Source organism: Pseudomonas sp. Irchel 3F6, assembly GCF_900187595.1.
In the GTDB taxonomy this organism is placed as follows: Bacteria; Pseudomonadota; Gammaproteobacteria; order Pseudomonadales; family Pseudomonadaceae; genus Aquipseudomonas; species Aquipseudomonas siliginis.
The window spans coordinates 39,236-55,045 of the sequence record NZ_FYDP01000002.1; the positions used below are offsets into that span (position 1 = coordinate 39,236).

At 59.5% G+C, this 15,810-nt stretch carries 15 protein-coding genes; 6 read left to right on the forward strand and 9 right to left on the reverse strand.

Annotated elements, in window-relative coordinates; translation table 11 throughout:
* Window positions 1–165: 165 nt before the first annotated feature.
* From CKW30_RS06235 to CKW30_RS06260, 6 genes are all read right to left on the reverse strand, one after another.
* Window positions 166–447, reverse strand: coding sequence for a hypothetical protein (locus tag CKW30_RS06235; protein ID WP_041477921.1), 282 nt, complete (start codon window positions 445–447; stop codon window positions 166–168).
* A 112-nt stretch (window positions 448–559) separates the two neighbouring features.
* Window positions 560–3,370 (reverse strand): FAD-binding and (Fe-S)-binding domain-containing protein, encoded by a 2,811-nt coding sequence (locus CKW30_RS06240; protein ID WP_095180342.1) that lies wholly within the window; start codon window positions 3,368–3,370, stop codon window positions 560–562.
* On the reverse strand, window positions 3,367–4,038 hold the full coding sequence (locus CKW30_RS06245; protein WP_095180343.1) for a lactate utilization protein C: 672 nt from the start codon (window positions 4,036–4,038) through the stop codon (window positions 3,367–3,369). Before CKW30_RS06245 ends, CKW30_RS06240 begins: the two co-directional genes overlap by 4 nt.
* Window positions 4,035–5,492 carry a LutB/LldF family L-lactate oxidation iron-sulfur protein gene (locus CKW30_RS06250; RefSeq protein WP_095180344.1) on the reverse strand — a complete coding sequence of 486 codons (1,458 nt, stop codon included), beginning with the start codon at window positions 5,490–5,492 and terminating at the stop codon, window positions 4,035–4,037. The genes CKW30_RS06245 and CKW30_RS06250 overlap by 4 nt, the downstream gene beginning before the upstream one ends.
* Window positions 5,489–6,313, reverse strand: a complete 825-nt coding sequence (locus tag CKW30_RS06255) for a (Fe-S)-binding protein (RefSeq protein WP_016771777.1) — start codon at window positions 6,311–6,313, stop codon at window positions 5,489–5,491. Before CKW30_RS06255 ends, CKW30_RS06250 begins: the two co-directional genes overlap by 4 nt.
* Window positions 6,314–6,473: 160 nt before the next feature.
* On the reverse strand, window positions 6,474–8,168 hold the full coding sequence (locus tag CKW30_RS06260; RefSeq protein ID WP_095180345.1) for a lactate permease LctP family transporter: 1,695 nt from the start codon (window positions 8,166–8,168) through the stop codon (window positions 6,474–6,476).
* Window positions 8,169–8,431: 263 nt separating this feature from the next.
* On the opposite strand from CKW30_RS06260, the gene CKW30_RS06265 reads away from it, so the two are divergent.
* On the forward strand, window positions 8,432–9,199 hold the full coding sequence (locus tag CKW30_RS06265) for an FCD domain-containing protein (RefSeq protein WP_016771775.1): 768 nt from the start codon (window positions 8,432–8,434) through the stop codon (window positions 9,197–9,199).
* Window positions 9,200–9,316: 117 nt separating this feature from the next.
* Here the strand turns inward: CKW30_RS06265 and smpB are convergent, their stop codons facing one another.
* Complete coding sequence (gene smpB, locus CKW30_RS06270; protein ID WP_007953781.1) at window positions 9,317–9,799, reverse strand: SsrA-binding protein SmpB; 483 nt, start codon at window positions 9,797–9,799, stop codon at window positions 9,317–9,319.
* A gap of 119 nt (window positions 9,800–9,918) precedes the next feature.
* On the opposite strand from smpB, the gene CKW30_RS06275 reads away from it, so the two are divergent.
* From CKW30_RS06275 to CKW30_RS06285, 3 genes are read left to right on the forward strand one after another with little or no spacing between them, the layout of a single operon-like run.
* On the forward strand, window positions 9,919–11,322 hold the full coding sequence (locus tag CKW30_RS06275) for a sodium-dependent transporter (protein ID WP_095180346.1): 1,404 nt from the start codon (window positions 9,919–9,921) through the stop codon (window positions 11,320–11,322).
* Window positions 11,323–11,329: 7 nt separating this feature from the next.
* On the forward strand, window positions 11,330–11,764 hold the full coding sequence (locus tag CKW30_RS06280) for a type II toxin-antitoxin system RatA family toxin (protein ID WP_016771773.1): 435 nt from the start codon (window positions 11,330–11,332) through the stop codon (window positions 11,762–11,764).
* Complete coding sequence (locus tag CKW30_RS06285) at window positions 11,757–12,071, forward strand: RnfH family protein (protein WP_095180347.1); 315 nt, start codon at window positions 11,757–11,759, stop codon at window positions 12,069–12,071. The genes CKW30_RS06280 and CKW30_RS06285 overlap by 8 nt, the downstream gene beginning before the upstream one ends.
* Before the next feature lie 61 nt (window positions 12,072–12,132).
* Here CKW30_RS06285 and CKW30_RS06290 read toward each other — a convergent pair whose 3' ends face one another.
* The gene (locus CKW30_RS06290) at window positions 12,133–12,660 is read right to left on the reverse strand and encodes an outer membrane protein assembly factor BamE (RefSeq protein ID WP_095180348.1); all 528 of its coding nucleotides are present in this window, start codon (window positions 12,658–12,660) and stop codon (window positions 12,133–12,135) included.
* A 97-nt stretch (window positions 12,661–12,757) separates the two neighbouring features.
* Between CKW30_RS06290 and fur the strand changes: the two genes are divergently transcribed.
* Entirely contained in the window at window positions 12,758–13,162 is a 405-nt protein-coding gene (fur, locus tag CKW30_RS06295) for a ferric iron uptake transcriptional regulator (protein WP_016771770.1), read from the forward strand.
* A gap of 76 nt (window positions 13,163–13,238) precedes the next feature.
* Here fur and recN read toward each other — a convergent pair whose 3' ends face one another.
* Window positions 13,239–14,912, reverse strand: coding sequence for a DNA repair protein RecN (gene recN, locus CKW30_RS06300; RefSeq protein WP_016771769.1), 1,674 nt, complete (start codon window positions 14,910–14,912; stop codon window positions 13,239–13,241).
* 240 nt (window positions 14,913–15,152) lie between these two features.
* On the opposite strand from recN, the gene grpE reads away from it, so the two are divergent.
* Entirely contained in the window at window positions 15,153–15,719 is a 567-nt protein-coding gene (gene grpE / locus CKW30_RS06305; protein WP_039759570.1) for a nucleotide exchange factor GrpE, read from the forward strand.
* Window positions 15,720–15,810: the final 91 nt, after the last annotated feature.

The following is a 15,810-nucleotide window of genomic DNA, read 5'->3' on the forward strand; positions in this document are numbered from 1 at the left end:
GTTTGGCCGCGATGCCGAGGTCAAGACAAGCGAGGTCAGTATAGGACCTGTCTGGTTGACCGCTTCGCTGCGCAGGAATTCGGTTTTATTTGCAACGAATGTCAAAAGGCCAGATCGGTCGGCCAGGTGCCGATGCAGCCGACCTGTAAAAGGTCGGCGCATGAATCATTTTTTGGTGTCACCGGTAGCGTTTTGAATGTCCAGCAGGGTTTGCTGTGTTTCAGCGAGGCAGTCGTCAATCTTGCCTTGTGCTTTCAGGGCGCGGGCTTTGCTGACACTGGCCGATACGCGCGCATTCAGGTCTGTCGACGTCAGGTATTGGGATTTTGCGCTATCGATTCTCTGCAGATTGGCATCGCATAAATCGCCAGGTTTTTCAGCGGCGAACGAAGTGGACGCCATCATCGAGGCAGTGACAAACAGACCTAACATTACAGAGCGGTTCATGTGTATCTCCTTGAACTGAGGGTTCAGACTTCGCTGACCGTTGAACAGGCCCCGAATCGTCCGGGGCATGTGCAGTGGACTACCGCCTCGCTCAAGGGTTCTGATTTTTTCCTCAGCAGGCTTTCGCCCGTGTCACCCGATCCACCAGGTAAACCAGCCCGTGATAGTCGATTCCACCATGCTGGGTCAGGCCGATTTCGCAGGTGCGGCTGGTGGAAATCCCCTCGCTGCAGTGCTGCACGGCGTCCTTGAGCGTACGCAGCGAATGGCTGTTCAGCTCCGGTGTGGTGAAGCCTTTGTCGCCGGCAAATCCGCAGCAATGTATGCCTTCAGGAATCACCACAGTGGTGCTGCATTTGCGCGCCAGATCGATCAGCGCCTGGCTTTCGCCCAAATGCTGAGTGCTGCAGGTCACGTGGACGGCAATCGGCGCTTCCTGGGGTGTGAAGTCCAAGCGATCCAGCAAATGCGTACGGATGAAGCGCACCGGATCGTACAGATCCAGTCGTGTTTCGCCGATGTCTTGGACCAGCCGCAACGTACATGGGCTGGTGTCGCAATAGATCGGGTCGAGGCCGCCGCGACTGGCGTGGAGCAGGGCGCTGATCAGTTCCTGGCGCTTGTGCTCGGCCTGTTCGGCGTAGCCTTTGGAGGCGAACGGCTGACCGCAGCAGAGGTTGTCCTGATTGTCGGGAAAGACTACCTGGTAGCCGGCCTTTTCCAGCAGGCCACGGGTTTTGTCGTACAGCGACATTTGTTCTTTGTCACCCGCCGCCGGGCCCATGACCCGCGAGACGCAAGCTGCCAGATAGACCACACGCGGGCGCTCGTCCGAAACGCTCGGGCTGAAGCGAATGGCTTTTTCCGGTTGTGGCATGGCGTTGGTCCACAGCGGCACCTGGCCTTTGGACAAGCGCGTGAGCGTTGCCGACAGCTTCGCCAGACGCGGCGCGCCGAGCATCATCCGCGCGCCGTTGGCGACGTGCAGGGTGAAGCGCGCGCCTTGCAGGGTCTTGGCGAAATTTCCTTCGATCCAGTCAGCGGTTTTCTGATGCTTGGCGTGTCGGCCACGGAGCTTTTTCACCAGTTCGCCGGTGTTGATGCCTACAGGACAGCGTTGCGCGCACAGGCCGGTCGCGGCGCAGGTGTCGATGCCTTGGTAGTCGTAGGCTTTTTCCAGTTCGGTGGTGTCGACGCCGGCGCGCTTTTTCGCCTGGATATCGCGCCAGATCACGATGCGCTGGCGCGGGCTCAGGGTCAGGCCTTTCGATGGGCAGACCGGTTCGCAGAAACCGCACTCGATGCACTTATCCACAATCTCGTCCGCCGCCGGCAGCGGTTTCAGGTGCTTGAGATGGATCTGCGGATCTTCGCTGAGCACCACGTCCGGATTGAGAATGCCGTTGGGGTCGAGCAGGCGTTTGAGCTGCCACATCAGTTGATAGGCGTCGCTGCCCCATTCCAGTTCCACGAACGGCGCCATGTTGCGGCCGGTGCCGTGTTCGGCCTTCAGCGAGCCGCCGAATTCCACGGCGACCAGTTGCGCGACGTCGTCCATGAACGCTTGGTAGCGTGCGATTTCTTCCGGGCTGTTGAAACCTTGGGTGAAGACGAAGTGCAGATTGCCTTCCAGTGCGTGTCCGAAAAGGATCGCTTCGTCGTAGGCATGTTTGTCGAACAGCTCGATCAGGCGATTGACGCCGATGGCCAGTTGTTCGACCGGGAAGGTCACGTCTTCGATGATTACTGTGGTGCCGGTTTTGCGCACGGCGCCGACGGCGGGGAAGGTGTCTTTGCGGATGGCCCAGAGGCGGGCGTTTTCCACCGGGTCTTCGGTGAAGTCGACCTGCTTCTCAACGGGGAAATCGCGCAGGGACGCCATGATTTGCGCCAGTTGTTCTTGCAGCAATGTCGACGAAGCGGCGCGGGATTCGATGAGCAGCGCGCAGGCATTTTCCGACAGCAGTTGTACGAAAGCGGGCATGCCTTTTTTGTCCTGCACCGAGCGCAGACTGCGTCGATCGAGCAGTTCCACTGCGGATACCGGTTGGCTTTTCAGCACGGTCACCGCGTTGCAGCAGGTTTCTACATCGGGGAACACGATCAGCGCCGAGGCCTTGTTCGGGTGATCGATGACGGTGTCGTAAGTCACCGCACTGATAAAGCCGAGCGTGCCTTCGGAGCCGACCAGCAGGTGGCTCAGGATATCCACAGGCTCGTCGAAATCCACCAGGGCGTTGAGCGACAGGCCGGTGGTATTTTTCAGACGGTATTTGTGGCGGATTCTTGCGGCCAGTGCGGCGTTGGCGCGGGTCTCGCGGCCTAATGTCGCCAAGCGTTCGAGCAGGTCGCCGTGGCTGGAGCGAAATGCCGCGACGCTGGCTGGATCTTCGGTATCGAGGCGCGTGCCGTCGGCCAGCACCAGCCGAATTCCGGCCAATGTGTGATAGGTATTCTGCGCAGTGCCGCAGCACATGCCGCTGGCGTTGTTGGCGACGATGCCGCCGATCTTGCAGGCATTGATCGACGCCGGGTCCGGGCCGATCTTGCGTCCGAACGGCGCCAGCCAGGCGTTGGCCTGCGCGCCGATCACTCCTGGTTGCAGGCGGATCTGCGTGCCTTGGCCACGAATTTCGCGGGCGTTCCAGTTATCCCCAAGCACGATCAGCACCGAGTCGCTGATCGCCTGCCCGGACAGGCTGGTGCCGGCAGCGCGGAAGGTCACCGGCACCTTGTCGCGCTGGGCCAGCTGCAGCAGCGCCACGACTTCGTCTTCAGACTCGACGCGAATCACCAGTTTCGGGATCAGTCGATAGAAACTGGCGTCGGTGCCGAAGGCCAGGGTCGACAGCGGATCGTCGAAGCGCCGGTCTGCTGGAATCAGTCGCTCGGCATCACGCAGGAAAGCAGCAGGAAGACTCATTGATCCTCCAGAATCAGCACGACCAGATCTTTTGGGCCATGTGCCCCATACGCCAGGACCTGTTCAATATCGGCAGTCTTCGACGGGCCGGAGACCAGCAGCGCGTTGGTCGGCATGCCTTGCGCCCATTCGAATTCCTCTTGCACCTGATAGAAGTTGTCGCGGATTTCGCTGGCCTTGAGCAGGGCGAAATGCACCGGCGGCACCAGACTCATCAAGCGCGGTTCTTCACGGGTTGGCCAGATGATCAGGCTGCCGGTCGCCGCGATGGCACCGAGGGTGCCGGTGAGGCTGGCCGGGGTGTCGTTGAACAGTTCGGCTTTCCACTCTTCCATCGGCCGGTCGTAGGATTTCAGTGCAGGCAGCTCGGGATTATTCGCCCAGTGCTGTGTGATGCGTTGCCCGTGCGGTGTGGTCGGTGCGATCAGCAGGCTCGGCAACTGGCGGTCGCGCAGCAGTTGCGCCAGTAATGCCGGCCACTCGGCGCCCGAGGTCAGGTGGATTTCGGTGTGCACCGCTTCCATCAGTTTGCGCAGTTGCGGGATGCGTTGCTCGGCGCTGTAGGTGTAGGGCTGTGTGACCAGATCGACGTCGAAGTTGTCGGCGATTGGCGTGGTGCCGGCCAGACTTTTCCGCAGCTTGCCGAGGATATTTTGCTTGGCGCTCATCGATGCTCTCCCTGTTTGGCCAGATGTACGCGGGCCATGTCATGCAACGAACGCGCGGCCGGTTTTGGTGCGCTGTGATTTTGCGTCCACGGGCCGACGTTGCTCGGCGTAAGGGCGCGCAGGCGCGTGGAGAAAAAAGCGAACAAGCGGTACAGCGTCGGTGAGCTGTTGAGTCTGGCCCAGGTGTTCCAGATGAAGCGTTCCTTGCGCGAATACTTGCTGCCTTGGCCGCGCATCACCTGATTCGGTGCGTCCGGAGCTTTGACGTTTTCCTCGCGCAGACGGCGCAAGATGGCGGGGATCGGAATTTTCACCGGGCAGACTTCACCGCAGGCGCCGCACAGTGAGGACGCGCTCGGGTGATCCGGAACTTTGGCCAGGCCGACCATGTGCGGGGTGATGATTTTGCCGATCGGCCCCGGGTAGACCTCGCCATAAGTGTGGCCGCCCACTCGGGTGTACACCGGGCAGTGATTCATGCAGGCGCCGCAGCGGATGCAGTTCAGGGTCTGGCGCAATTCGCTGTCGGCAAAGGCCTGGCTGCGACCGTTGTCGAGCAACACCAGATGCACTTCCTGCGGGCCATCGAGTTCGTGTTCTTTGCGCGGGCCGGAGATCATGTTGACGTAAGTGGTGATCGGAATGCCCAGCGCCGAGCGCGTCAGCAGTGACAGCAGCGGCACCACGTCGCGCAGGTTTTCCACGACTTTTTCAATGCCGGTGACGGCGATATGCACCGGCGGCACGGTGGTGGTCATGCGCCCGTTGCCTTCGTTTTCCACCAGCAGCAGGGTGCCGGTTTCGGCGACGGCGAAGTTGACGCCGGAGACGCCGATGTCGGCTTCGAAGAATTTCTGCCGCAGGACCCTGCGACCGATCTGAATGAGTTGGTCAACGTCCTTGGTGTATTCCACGCCAAGTTTGTCGTGGAACAAGGACGCGACCTGACCGGCATTCTTGTGGATCGCCGGCATAATGATGTGTGAAGGCTTCTCGTGGTCGAGCTGGACGATGTACTCCCCCATGTCGGACTCCAGACATTCAATGTCCCGAGCCTCGAGGAAATGGTTCATCTCCATCTCTTCGCTGACCATCGATTTGCCCTTGATCACTTGCCGCGCCTCGTGAGCGCGGATGATCGATAAGACGATGCCATTGGCCTCGTCCACCGTTTCCGCCCAGTGCACTGTCACACCGTTGCGGGTCAGGTTCTGTTCCAGTTGCTCGAGCAGGTCGGGCAACTTGGACAGCGCGCGGGCCTTGATCGAATTGCCCAGTGCGCGCAAGTGTTCTCTTTCGTGGGCATCGCTGAAAGCCGCTGCCCGCTTGGTCATCAGTGAATCCATGGCGGTGCGGAAGTTGTTCCGCAGCTGCTGATCACCCAAGGCATTGTGTGCCCGGGTGCGGAAATCTTCTTCTACGGCGACCGTAGGAATAATCGTCGAGGTGCTCATTGCGCACCTCCGGTTCGCTGCCAGAGGAAGCTCGCCAGATGTTGCCCGCGCAACGCTTGCTGCTGTTTCTCCAGCGCGCCGTTGATGTTCATCAAACAGCCGCAGTCGGCACTCAGTACCTTGTGCGCGCCGGACTCCTTCAGCGCGCGGGTCTTGTCAGCGACCATCGCGCCGGAAATGTCTGGCATACGGACGCTGAATGTCCCACCGAAGCCACAGCATTCGCTTTCGTGGTCGTGATTGACCCGCTCCACATTGCTCAACTGCGCCAACAACTCGCGGCCGTGCAGGTGGGTGTTCATTTCGCGGCGTGCCGAACACGAGGTGTGCAGCGCGACTTTCACCGGTTCGCCGCTGTCCTTGAGCTGCACCTTGCAGACGAACAGCAGAAACTCGGCCAGCTCATAAGTGCGAGCCGCAAGGGCCTGCACCTGTTTCAACGTTTCCGGCTCGTCCTTGAACAAGTCGGCGTAATGCTCGCGCAGCATGCCGGCGCAGGAACCCGACGGCACCACCACCGGATAATCGCCGGCAAACAACGCCAGTTGCGAGCGCGCTACCGTCCGCGCCTGCTCGGTGTAACCCGAGGTGTAGGCCGGTTGGCCGCAGCAGCTCTGCCCTTGCGGATACTCGACCCGGATCCCTTCGCGCTCCAGCAGATGGATCGCGTCCATTCCGGCTTCGGGGTAGAACAGGTCGACCACACACGTGCCGAACAGGTAGACCCGCGACGGTTTCTCGCTGGGGTATTGCCGAGGTTCGGGCAGTGGCGGTGCCACGCGGGTCGCGTTCGGCACGGCGTTGTAAAAAAGCTCGCTCATCAGGCGTGTCTCCGGGTGGGCCCGGTTATCCGTCTGCTGCGGCTGCCGAATATAAAGCGCATTGCTTTCAGCAGCCTTACAGACCCGGTGGTGAATTGCTGACGCCGGATCACGGGCCGGCGTCGGTTATTTCCGTCTTTCTTGTAGGCGTCTTGTAGGTTTAGTGCACCAGCATGCCGGTGAACCAATAGGCCTGAGCCAAGGTGATCAAACCGACAATCGTTGCAAAGAATAGGCTGTGCTTGAGGGTGAAGCGGAACAGATCCGATTCCTTGCCGACCAGACCGGTCGCGGCGCAGGCCACGGCGATCGATTGCGGCGAGATCATCTTGCCGGTCACGCCGCCACTGGTATTGGCCGCCACCAGCAAGGTGTCGTTGACGCCGATCTGGTGGGCGGTGGTCGCTTGCAACGAACTGAACAGCGCGTTCGACGAAGTATCCGAACCGGTGAGGAACACGCCCAGCCAACCGAGGAACGGCGAGAAGAACGGGAACGCGGCGCCAGTACCCGCCAGCACCAGGGCCATGGTCGAGGACATGCCGGAGTAGTTGGTGACGAAGGCGAACGCCAGCACCATGCCGATCGACAGAATTGGCCAGCGCAGTTCGTAGAAGGTCTCTTTCAAAGTGGTCAGACCAGTTTTGAAATTGATCTTCAGTACCAGCATCGAAATCAGCGCGGAGAAGAAAATCGCGGTTCCGGTGGCGGAAATCGGGTCGAGTTTGAACACCGCTGGAATCGCGGTCGGGTTGGCCACGATTGGCGCAGTCTTGATCACCAGTTGATCAAGGTGCGGAATCGCGAAGTTGAACACCCAGCTGTACATTGAGCCGTCGGCAGCGAACATGGCTTTGAAAGGCTTCAGCGTCCAGATCGTCACCAGCACAGTGAGGATCAGGAACGGCGACCACGCCTTGAAAATTTCCCCGAGGCTGTAGGGCGAAGCCACGGTGGTGCGCTTCTGGCCGAAACCGCCTACGCTGGCGCTGACCACCGAAGCCGACACGGCGCCGACGATGTGCTGGCCGGCGGCACGGCGCGGTTGCCAGACCTTGAGGAACAGGGTCAGGGAAATCAGGCTGGCCAGTGCCGAGGTGATGTCCGGCAGTTCCGGGCCGATGAAGTTGGAGGTGAAGTATTGGGTGATGGCGAAACTCAGACCTGCCACCAGCGCGGCCGGCCAGGTTTCGCGCACACCGCGCAGGCCGTCCATCATGAATACCAGCCAGAACGGCACGAACAGCGACAGCAGCGGCAGTTGGCGACCGGTCATGGCGCCGATCTTGAACGCGTCGATGCCGGTGACTTGGCCGGCAACAATGATTGGAATCCCCAAGGCGCCGAACGCAACCGGCGCGGTGTTGGCAATCAGGCACAGGCCGGCGGCGTACAGCGGATTGAAGCCCAGTCCCACAAGGAGTGCGGCAGTAATCGCTACCGGCGCGCCGAAACCGGCGGCACCTTCCAGAAATGCGCCGAAGCAGAAACCGATCAGCAACACCTGCAAGCGCTGGTCATCGGTAATCGACAGGACCGAGCTGCGGATGACCTCGAACTGACCGCTCTTCACCGTCAGCTTGTAGAGGAACACTGCCGCGACAATGATCCAGGCAATCGGCCACAGACCATAAGCGAAACCATAACCAGCGGCGGCGAACGCCATGTCCACTGGCATCTGGAAGGCGAATATCGCTACGGCAATCGAAAGTGCGAGGGTGATGCTGCCGGCCACATGGCCTTTGAGGCGGAACACCGCCAGGGCGAGAAAGAAGAACACGATGGGAATGACGGCCGCGAGAGCGGAGACGCCAAGACTGCCGAGCGGACTGTAGAGCTGTTGCCAGGTTTGCATGGTGGGGTGGCCCCTAATTGTTGTTGGTCAGGCACTGTAAGCAATCTTGGATAATTGGTAAGACCAATTTACAAGCGCTGTTGGCTAGGGTAAAAGCCTTGGTAGCGGTGTGTCAATTTGCCGCTCTGAAACTTTCGTCGAAGATGCGGTGCAGAGGGCAGTTGATCCGGTTTGGCGAAGTGGCGTCTGGCAGGTGTCGGCGGCGCGCGGATAGGCCAGAATAGACACCCCGGCGAGCGGTCGGGATCGTGGAGAAATGAGTTATGGGCTTTGATCAGATACGTCAGCGCCGTTTGTCTGACGATATTGTCGAGCGCCTCGAGGGGATGATCCTTGAGGGCACGCTGAAGTCGGGCGAACGTCTGCCGGCCGAGCGCACGCTGGCCGAACAATTTGGCGTATCACGCCCGTCGTTGCGCGAGGCGATTCAGAAACTCGCGGCCAAAGGCTTGCTGGTCAGTCGCCAGGGCGGCGGCAATTATGTGGTGGAGGGCCTGGGGTCGACGTTCAGCGATCCGCTGCTGCAATTGCTTGAAAGCAATCCCGAAGCGCAACGTGATTTGCTCGAATTCCGGCACACCCTGGAGGCATCGTGTGCCTACTACGCCGCTTTGCGCGCCACCGATGTCGATCGTGAGCGCCTGACCGCTGCGTTCGAAGAGCTGCAGGATTGCTACTCGCGCCATGAAGAAGTCAGCCGGGCGGAAGAAGGCGCGGCAGATGCAAAATTTCATCTGGCGATTGCCGAAGCCAGCCACAACGCGGTGTTGCTGCATACGATTCGCGGACTGTTCGATCTGCTCAAGCGCAACGTCGTGACCAACATCGGCGGCATGTACAAACAGCGCACGGAAACTCGCGACATGCTGATCTCGCAGCACCGGGAATTGTATCTGGCGATTATCGAAGGGCGTGCCGAGCAGGCGAGGGAAGTGTCCAGCCGACATATTCTGTATGTGCAGGAAGTGCTGGAAGAGGTGCGTCAGGAGGTGCAGCGCATGGCTCGGGCGGAGCGGCGCAAGGGGATGTGATCAGGTGTGTTTGTGTTGATGCTGAAATAGCTTTCGCGAGCAGGCTCGCTCCCACCTTTGAAATGCATTCCAAGGTGGGAGCGAGCCTGCTCGCGAATTGGCGCTAAAGGAGGAAGATCAGTCTTCCTTGCCCTTGTTGCGCACCGCACGCTGCAATTCACGACCGGCATCGCGCTCGCGCTCGGTGTCACGCTTGTCGTATTCCTTCTTGCCCTTGCCCAGAGCGATCTCGCACTTGACCATGTGCTTGCTCCAGTACCAGGACAGGCAGACGCAGGCGTAACCCTTCTGCTGCACGGCGGCGGCGAGCTTGTCCAGCTCGCGGCGGTTGAGCAGCAGTTTGCGCGTGCGCACCGGGTCGGCGATGACGTGGGTGCTTGCGGTCATCAACGGCGTGATGTGGCTGCCGAGCAACCATGCTTCGCCGTCCTTGAGCAGCACATAGCTGTCGACCAGCTGCAACTTGCTCGCCCGCAGACTTTTTACTTCCCAGCCGGCCAGGACCAGACCAGCCTCGAACTTGTGCTCGATGAAGTAATCGTGTCGCGCCTTTTTGTTCTGCGCGATGGTCCCTGTTGGGTGTTTCTTCTGTTTAGCCATAGGGGCGGCATTATATGGAGTTGTTCGGCTGTCGGCTACGGTGTTGCTGCGTGCTTGAGCAGGTTGAGTGAATCCCGGACAATGCGGCCTCTTTTTCTAACGCTTGGGCGTGATAAACGATGTCGACAGACAAGGTTTCTGTCCACGGCAGTTGGGCTAGCCGCTGGGTATTCATACTCGCCGCGACCGGTTCGGCCGTGGGACTGGGTAGTATCTGGAAGTTCCCCTACATGGTCGGGGTCTACGGCGGCGGCGCTTTCGTGCTGATGTTCCTGGCGTGCATCGCGCTCATCGGCGTGCCGGTCATGCTCGCGGAAACCCTGATCGGCCGGCGTGCCCGGCAAAGTCCGGCAAATGCTCTGAAGGTGTTGGCGCTGGAGGCGGGGCACTCGGCCAAATGGTCGTGGGGCGCGTTTGCCGGGATGATCACGGCCCTGCTGATTCTTTCTTTCTACAGTGTGGTCGGCGGCTGGTCGCTGGATTACATCGTCGACATGGGGCGTGGCGATTTCCAGGGCGCGACGGCCGATCAGGTCGGCGCCTATTTCGGCAATGTCATTTCCAATCCATGGCGCCTGACACTTTGGCACACGATTTTCATGCTGCTGTCGGCCTTCGTGATCGCCAAAGGCGTGGTCGCCGGGCTTGAGCGTAGCCTGCGGATCATGATGCCGCTGCTGTTCGTGATGATTCTGGTGCTGCTGGGCTACAGCATGACCACCGGGCATTTCATGGAAGGCGTGCATTTCATGTTCGACTTCCACCCGGAAAAAGTCCTCGACGGTCTGCTGCCGGCGATGGGGCACGCGTTCTTCTCGCTGAGCGTCGGCGTTGGTTCGATCATGATCTACGGCGCCTACATGCCGAAGAACACCTCGCTGTCGGGCACGGTGGTCGGTGTCGCGCTGCTGGATACTTTCGTATCGCTGGTCGCCGGTCTGGCACTGTTTCCGATTGTGTTCGCCGCTGGCCTGAACCCAAGCGAAGGCCCAGGGCTGATGTTCGTCAGCCTGCCATTTGCTTTTGGTAATGTCTTTTTCGGCCAGTTGATGGGCGTGGTGTTCTTCGTGTTGGTCGCGGTGGCAGCGTGGAGTTCGGCGATTTCGCTGCTTGAGCCAATGGTGGCTTACCTGGTTGAACGCACTAAAATCAGCCGCATCTGGGTGACGTTCTGGCTGGCGTTCACCTGCTGGTTCGTTGGTCTGGGCACGGTGTTTTCTTTCAATATCTGGAAGGAAGCCAAGTTTTTCGTGAACGAAGGCGGGGCGTTCAGCCTCTATCAATGGGGTGCGCAGAGCGGTCTCGACTTCTTCGGCGTGATCGATTTCTTCACCTCGCGGATCATGTTGCCCCTCGGTGGCTTGTGTTTCGTGCTGTTCGCGGGATGGGTGATGGGGCGTGAAGCGGTGCGGGATGAATTGTCTATCCGTAACCCGCTTCTGTTTGCTCTGTCCCTGTTCTTGATGCGCTACGTGGCGCCTATCGGCATTCTTGTAGTCTTTGCCGCTCAGCTCTGGAAGTAACGCTTACATGACGACACATATCCAACGATCCGCGCTTCTGCCGTACCCGGCGCAATTTCTCTACGACCTGGTCAACGATGTCGCGCGGTACCCGGAGTTTCTGCCGTGGTGCTCGGAGGCTGAAGTGCTGGAAAGCTCCCCAGAACACATGCGCGCCAGTGTCGGCGTAGCGAAGGGTGGCCTCAGTCAGCATTTCGTCACGCGCAATACGCTGGTGCCGGGGCAGTCGATCGAGATGAATCTTGAGGAAGGCCCGTTCACTCAGTTGCACGGCATCTGGGTATTCAAGGCACTGAATGAAAAGGCCTGCAAGATCAGTCTGGATCTGTCGTTCGATTATGCCGGGCCGCTGGTGCGCGCAACTCTGGGGCCGTTGTTCAATCAGGCGGCCAATCAGTTGGTGGATGCTTTCTGCCAGCGCGCCAAGCAGATGCATGGTTGAGCCGGTGATCGAGATAGAAGTCGTGTACGCAGCGGTTGATCGCCAGGTTATGCGTGCGATCAGCGTGGCTGAAGGCGTTAGCGTTCGGGCTGCGGTGCACGCATCGGGCATCGCGGCCGAGTTTCCTGAGCTGAATCTGGCGCAGTGCCCGCTGGGGATTTTTGGCAAGGTCGTGGCTGACGCGGATTCTCGCCCTGTTCAGGCGGGCGATCGCATCGAAATTTATCGACCGCTGCTGGCTGATCCCAAAGAAGTTCGACGTTTGCGCGCGGCCAAGGCTGCCGAGGCCAAAGCACGCAATTCTTGATCAGGCCAAACGGCAGGCAATAAAAAACCCGGAATGTCCGGGTTGTTTATTGCCTCGCCTATTACTGCGGCGAGGTGTCCAGCGGCTCTGGTGGCGGAACCGGTACGGTTTCCACGCCATCGACGTCCTTCTGGATCTGATCCAGCAAAGAGCCTGGTTTGGCTGGTTTTTCAGCTTCTGGCTTGTCGGCGTTTTCAGCAGGCGCGGTCACGGTAGTACCGCTGTCCTTGCCGAGAATGGCTTCATCACGGCTCACGCCGGGCATGAAGTCACCGGACAGGCTGACAAGCTGGTCGTTGGAGTTGAAGATAACGCTGATTCGTTCCTGCTGGCGTTCACCGCCACCCGGTTGCAGGCTGTACAGATAATCCCAGCGATCGGCATGGAACGTGTCGGCAAGCAGAGGGTTGCCCATGATAAACCGTACTTGCGGCCGGGTCATTCCCGGGCGTAACTGGTCTATCATGTCCTGCGTGACGACATTGCCCTGCTGGATGTCGATTTTGTAAACCCCGGGGAATGAACAACCGGCGAGTGCGAGCAGTCCCACAAAGGTGAAACTGGTTAGCAAGAGCTTGGTGTTTTGCATCGGTGGGCGACTTCCACTATCTTGGCTGGGACAACGTAAACGCCGATCATACCCGCATTAAGAGAAGCTGCGAAGCAGCATCGCGAGAAAGCTGACCATGGTTGAAAATAGCGAACTACGCAAAGCCGGCCTCAAAGTGACCCTGCCACGGGTCAAGATCCTGCAAATGCTCGACTCTACCGAGCAGCGCCACATGAGTGCCGAGGACGTCTACAAGGCGTTGATGGAAGCTGGTGAGGACGTTGGTCTGGCCACGGTTTACCGTGTACTGACCCAGTTCGAAGCGGCCGGCCTCGTGGTCCGCCACAACTTCGACGGCGGCCACGCGGTCTTCGAACTGGCTGACGGTGGCCACCACGACCATATGGTCAACGTGGAATCGGGTGAAGTGATCGAATTCTTCGACGAAGAAATCGAAAAACTTCAGAAATCGATCGTCGAGAAGCATGGCTTCGAGATGGTTGATCACAACCTGGTGCTGTACGTGCGCAAGAAAAAGTAAGCATGTCGCGCGAATTTCACATTCGCGAAACGAACGAAGGCGACCCAAGGGTCGCCTTCGTGCTTTCTGCTATTTGTTACGCCTTGGCGGTCACCACCATTTTTTTCGCGTGAGCCAGGGATTCCTTGGTCAGATCGATGCCGCCGAGCATGCGCGCGACTTCTTCGATGCGCTCGTTCTTTGTCAGCTTCGCGACAGCGGTGTGAGTCGCCTTCTCGTCGCGAACCTTGTGCACGAACAGATGTTGATGCCCTTGCGCCGCCACTTGCGGCAAGTGCGTCACGGTCAGGACCTGGCCGCGATCACCGAGACGGCGCAGTAACTGGCCGACAATCTCGGCAGTCGGACCGCCAATACCTACGTCCACTTCGTCGAACACCAGCGTCGGCACGCGGGAGGTCTGGGCGGTAATGACCTGAATCGCCAGACTGATCCGCGACAGCTCACCACCGGAGGCGACTTTTGCCAGTGCCTTGAGCGGTTGGCCGGGGTTGGCGCTGACCAGCAGTTCGACCTGTTCCAGCCCGTTCGGCAGCAACTCATCGCTGCTGTTGGCTTTCAGTTCGATGGTAAAGCGGCCGCCGGGCATGCCCAGGCGCTGGATTTCCTGCTCCACTGCACTGGCGAGGCTACCGGCAGCTTGATGACGAAGGTCGCTCAGCTCGCGGGCTTTCTCTTGGTAGTGGCGGGCGTAGGACGCCAGTTCTTCACCCAGGCGTTCGATGGATTCATCGTTGGCGTTGAGGGTTTCGATTTCATCGAGCAGCTTTTGCTGCATCTCGCCGACTTCGGTCGGTTGAATCCGGTGTTTGCGCGCCAGGGTGTAGATCGCGTCGAGGCGCTCTTCCAGGTATTGCAGGCGAGCCGGGTCGGCATCAAAGTTGTCGAGGAAGCGGTTGAGCTCGCCGACCGCTTCTTCTACCTGAATCTGTGCGCTGGTCAGCAGGCTGCTGGCTTCACCCAGCGCCCCCACCGAGCTGTTCACACTGGACAGACGATTGAGGCTGGCGGTCAGTGCATTCAGGACATTCCCTGAATCACTTTCACTGCACTGCTCGACCACTTGCCGGCATATGCCCAGCAAGGTTTCGGCGTTGGTCAGGTTCTTGTGTTCCTGCTCCAGTTGCTCCAGTTCATTTTCGCCGAGGCCGAGGTTCTCCAATTCCTCAAGCTGATAGCTGAGCAACTGATGACGTGCGCGTTGTTCGTCGCCGGAGTTGGACAGCCGCTCCAGTTCCTGGCGGGTCTGACGCCAGCGTTGCGCGGCAAGCTGCACCTGACGCGCCAGATCGGTGGCACCCGCATACTCGTCAAGCAGGCGGCGATGGGTGTCGGTCTTCAGCAGCGACTGATGTTCGTGCTGGCTGTGGATATCGATCAGCAGCTCGCCGAGGGCTTTGAGGTCGCCAAGCGGGCAGGGCGTGCCGTTGATATAACCGCGCGAACGACCTTCCGATGTGATGACCCGGCGCAGGATGCAAGGCCCGTCGTTTTCCAGATCGCGCTCGGCCAGCCAGGCGCTGGCTTCAGGGATATCAGCGAGATCGAAGGTGGCGAGAATGTCGGCTTTATCAGCGCCCGGGCGAACCACGCCGCTGTCGGCGCGATCACCCAGGGTGAGGCCCAGGGCATCGAGCATGATCGACTTGCCGGCGCCGGTTTCCCCTGTGATCACGCTCATCCCGCGATCAAGTTCGAGATCGAGATGTTCAACGATGGCGTAGTTGTGTACGGACAGGTGCACCAGCATAAAGGCAGCTCCCAGGCTTGAGGTCTGGTTATTTATACAGTGTTTTGTTCAGGCCTGACAATGCCCGCCCTTAGCTCGATTTGCTTGGTCGAAAAGTTTTCTTAGCGCATTCAAGAATGAGTATTCAGCACTTTTTTGTAGGGACAATTGTTTTCAGCCCTTGAAGCCTGATTTTGCGGCCCCATATATCGGGGCAGAAGCGCGAGTCAGGCTCGCGGACGAAATTGAAAGGAGAATTCTATGGCTGACGAACAGACAGTAGATACGCAAAACCCAGATGCCAATCAGGCGCCCGAAGGTTCGGGTGACGACCTGGCGACCCGTGTGCAAGTGCTCGAAGAGCAATTGGCCGCCGCGCAGGATCAGTCTCTGCGTGTTGCTGCCGATCTGCAGAACGTTCGCCGCCGTGCCGAGCAGGACGTCGAGAAGGCGCACAAGTTTGCCCTGGAAAAATTCGCCAGCGACCTGCTGCCGATCGTCGACAGCCTGGAGCGCGGCCTCGAGCTGTCGAGCCCGGACGACGAAAGCATCCGCCCGATGCGCGAAGGCATCGAGCTGACCCTGAAAATGTTCCACGACACCCTCAAGCGCTACCAGCTTGAAGCGATCGATCCGCATGGCGAACCGTTCAACGCCGTTCACCATCAGGCGATGGCCATGCAGGAAAGTGCCGACGTCGAGCCGAACAGCGTGTTGAAGGTTTTCCAGAAGGGCTACCAGCTCAATGGTCGCCTGCTGCGCCCGGCGATGGTTGTTGTCAGCAAGGCGCCGGCACCGGTTTCGCCTTCGATTGACGAGCAGGCTTGAAATTAGCCGCAAGGCCCCCATTTAGAAGTCAAGCGTTTAAGTGCTACCGCAGTCAGCCACCACTGCTGCGGCAACAAAATCCAAAGTTTCG

Bases quoted from the DNA above. Each gene is read 5' to 3' on its own strand.
- CKW30_RS06235 (WP_041477921.1), bottom strand. From the start codon at position 447: ATGAACCGCTCTGTAATGTTAGGTCTGTTTGTCACTGCCTCGATGATG.
- CKW30_RS06240 (WP_095180342.1), bottom strand. From the start codon at position 3,370: ATGAGTCTTCCTGCTGCTTTCCTGCGTGATGCCGAGCGACTGATTCCA.
- CKW30_RS06245 (WP_095180343.1), bottom strand. From the start codon at position 4,038: ATGAGCGCCAAGCAAAATATCCTCGGCAAGCTGCGGAAAAGTCTGGCC.
- CKW30_RS06250 (WP_095180344.1), bottom strand. From the start codon at position 5,492: ATGAGCACCTCGACGATTATTCCTACGGTCGCCGTAGAAGAAGATTTC.
- CKW30_RS06255 (WP_016771777.1), bottom strand. From the start codon at position 6,313: ATGAGCGAGCTTTTTTACAACGCCGTGCCGAACGCGACCCGCGTGGCA.
- CKW30_RS06260 (WP_095180345.1), bottom strand. From the start codon at position 8,168: ATGCAAACCTGGCAACAGCTCTACAGTCCGCTCGGCAGTCTTGGCGTC.
- CKW30_RS06265 (WP_016771775.1), top strand. From the start codon at position 8,432: ATGGGCTTTGATCAGATACGTCAGCGCCGTTTGTCTGACGATATTGTC.
- smpB (WP_007953781.1), bottom strand. From the start codon at position 9,799: ATGGCTAAACAGAAGAAACACCCAACAGGGACCATCGCGCAGAACAAA.
- CKW30_RS06275 (WP_095180346.1), top strand. From the start codon at position 9,919: ATGTCGACAGACAAGGTTTCTGTCCACGGCAGTTGGGCTAGCCGCTGG.
- CKW30_RS06280 (WP_016771773.1), top strand. From the start codon at position 11,330: ATGACGACACATATCCAACGATCCGCGCTTCTGCCGTACCCGGCGCAA.
- CKW30_RS06285 (WP_095180347.1), top strand. From the start codon at position 11,757: ATGGTTGAGCCGGTGATCGAGATAGAAGTCGTGTACGCAGCGGTTGAT.
- CKW30_RS06290 (WP_095180348.1), bottom strand. From the start codon at position 12,660: ATGCAAAACACCAAGCTCTTGCTAACCAGTTTCACCTTTGTGGGACTG.
- fur (WP_016771770.1), top strand. From the start codon at position 12,758: ATGGTTGAAAATAGCGAACTACGCAAAGCCGGCCTCAAAGTGACCCTG.
- recN (WP_016771769.1), bottom strand. From the start codon at position 14,912: ATGCTGGTGCACCTGTCCGTACACAACTACGCCATCGTTGAACATCTC.
- grpE (WP_039759570.1), top strand. From the start codon at position 15,153: ATGGCTGACGAACAGACAGTAGATACGCAAAACCCAGATGCCAATCAG.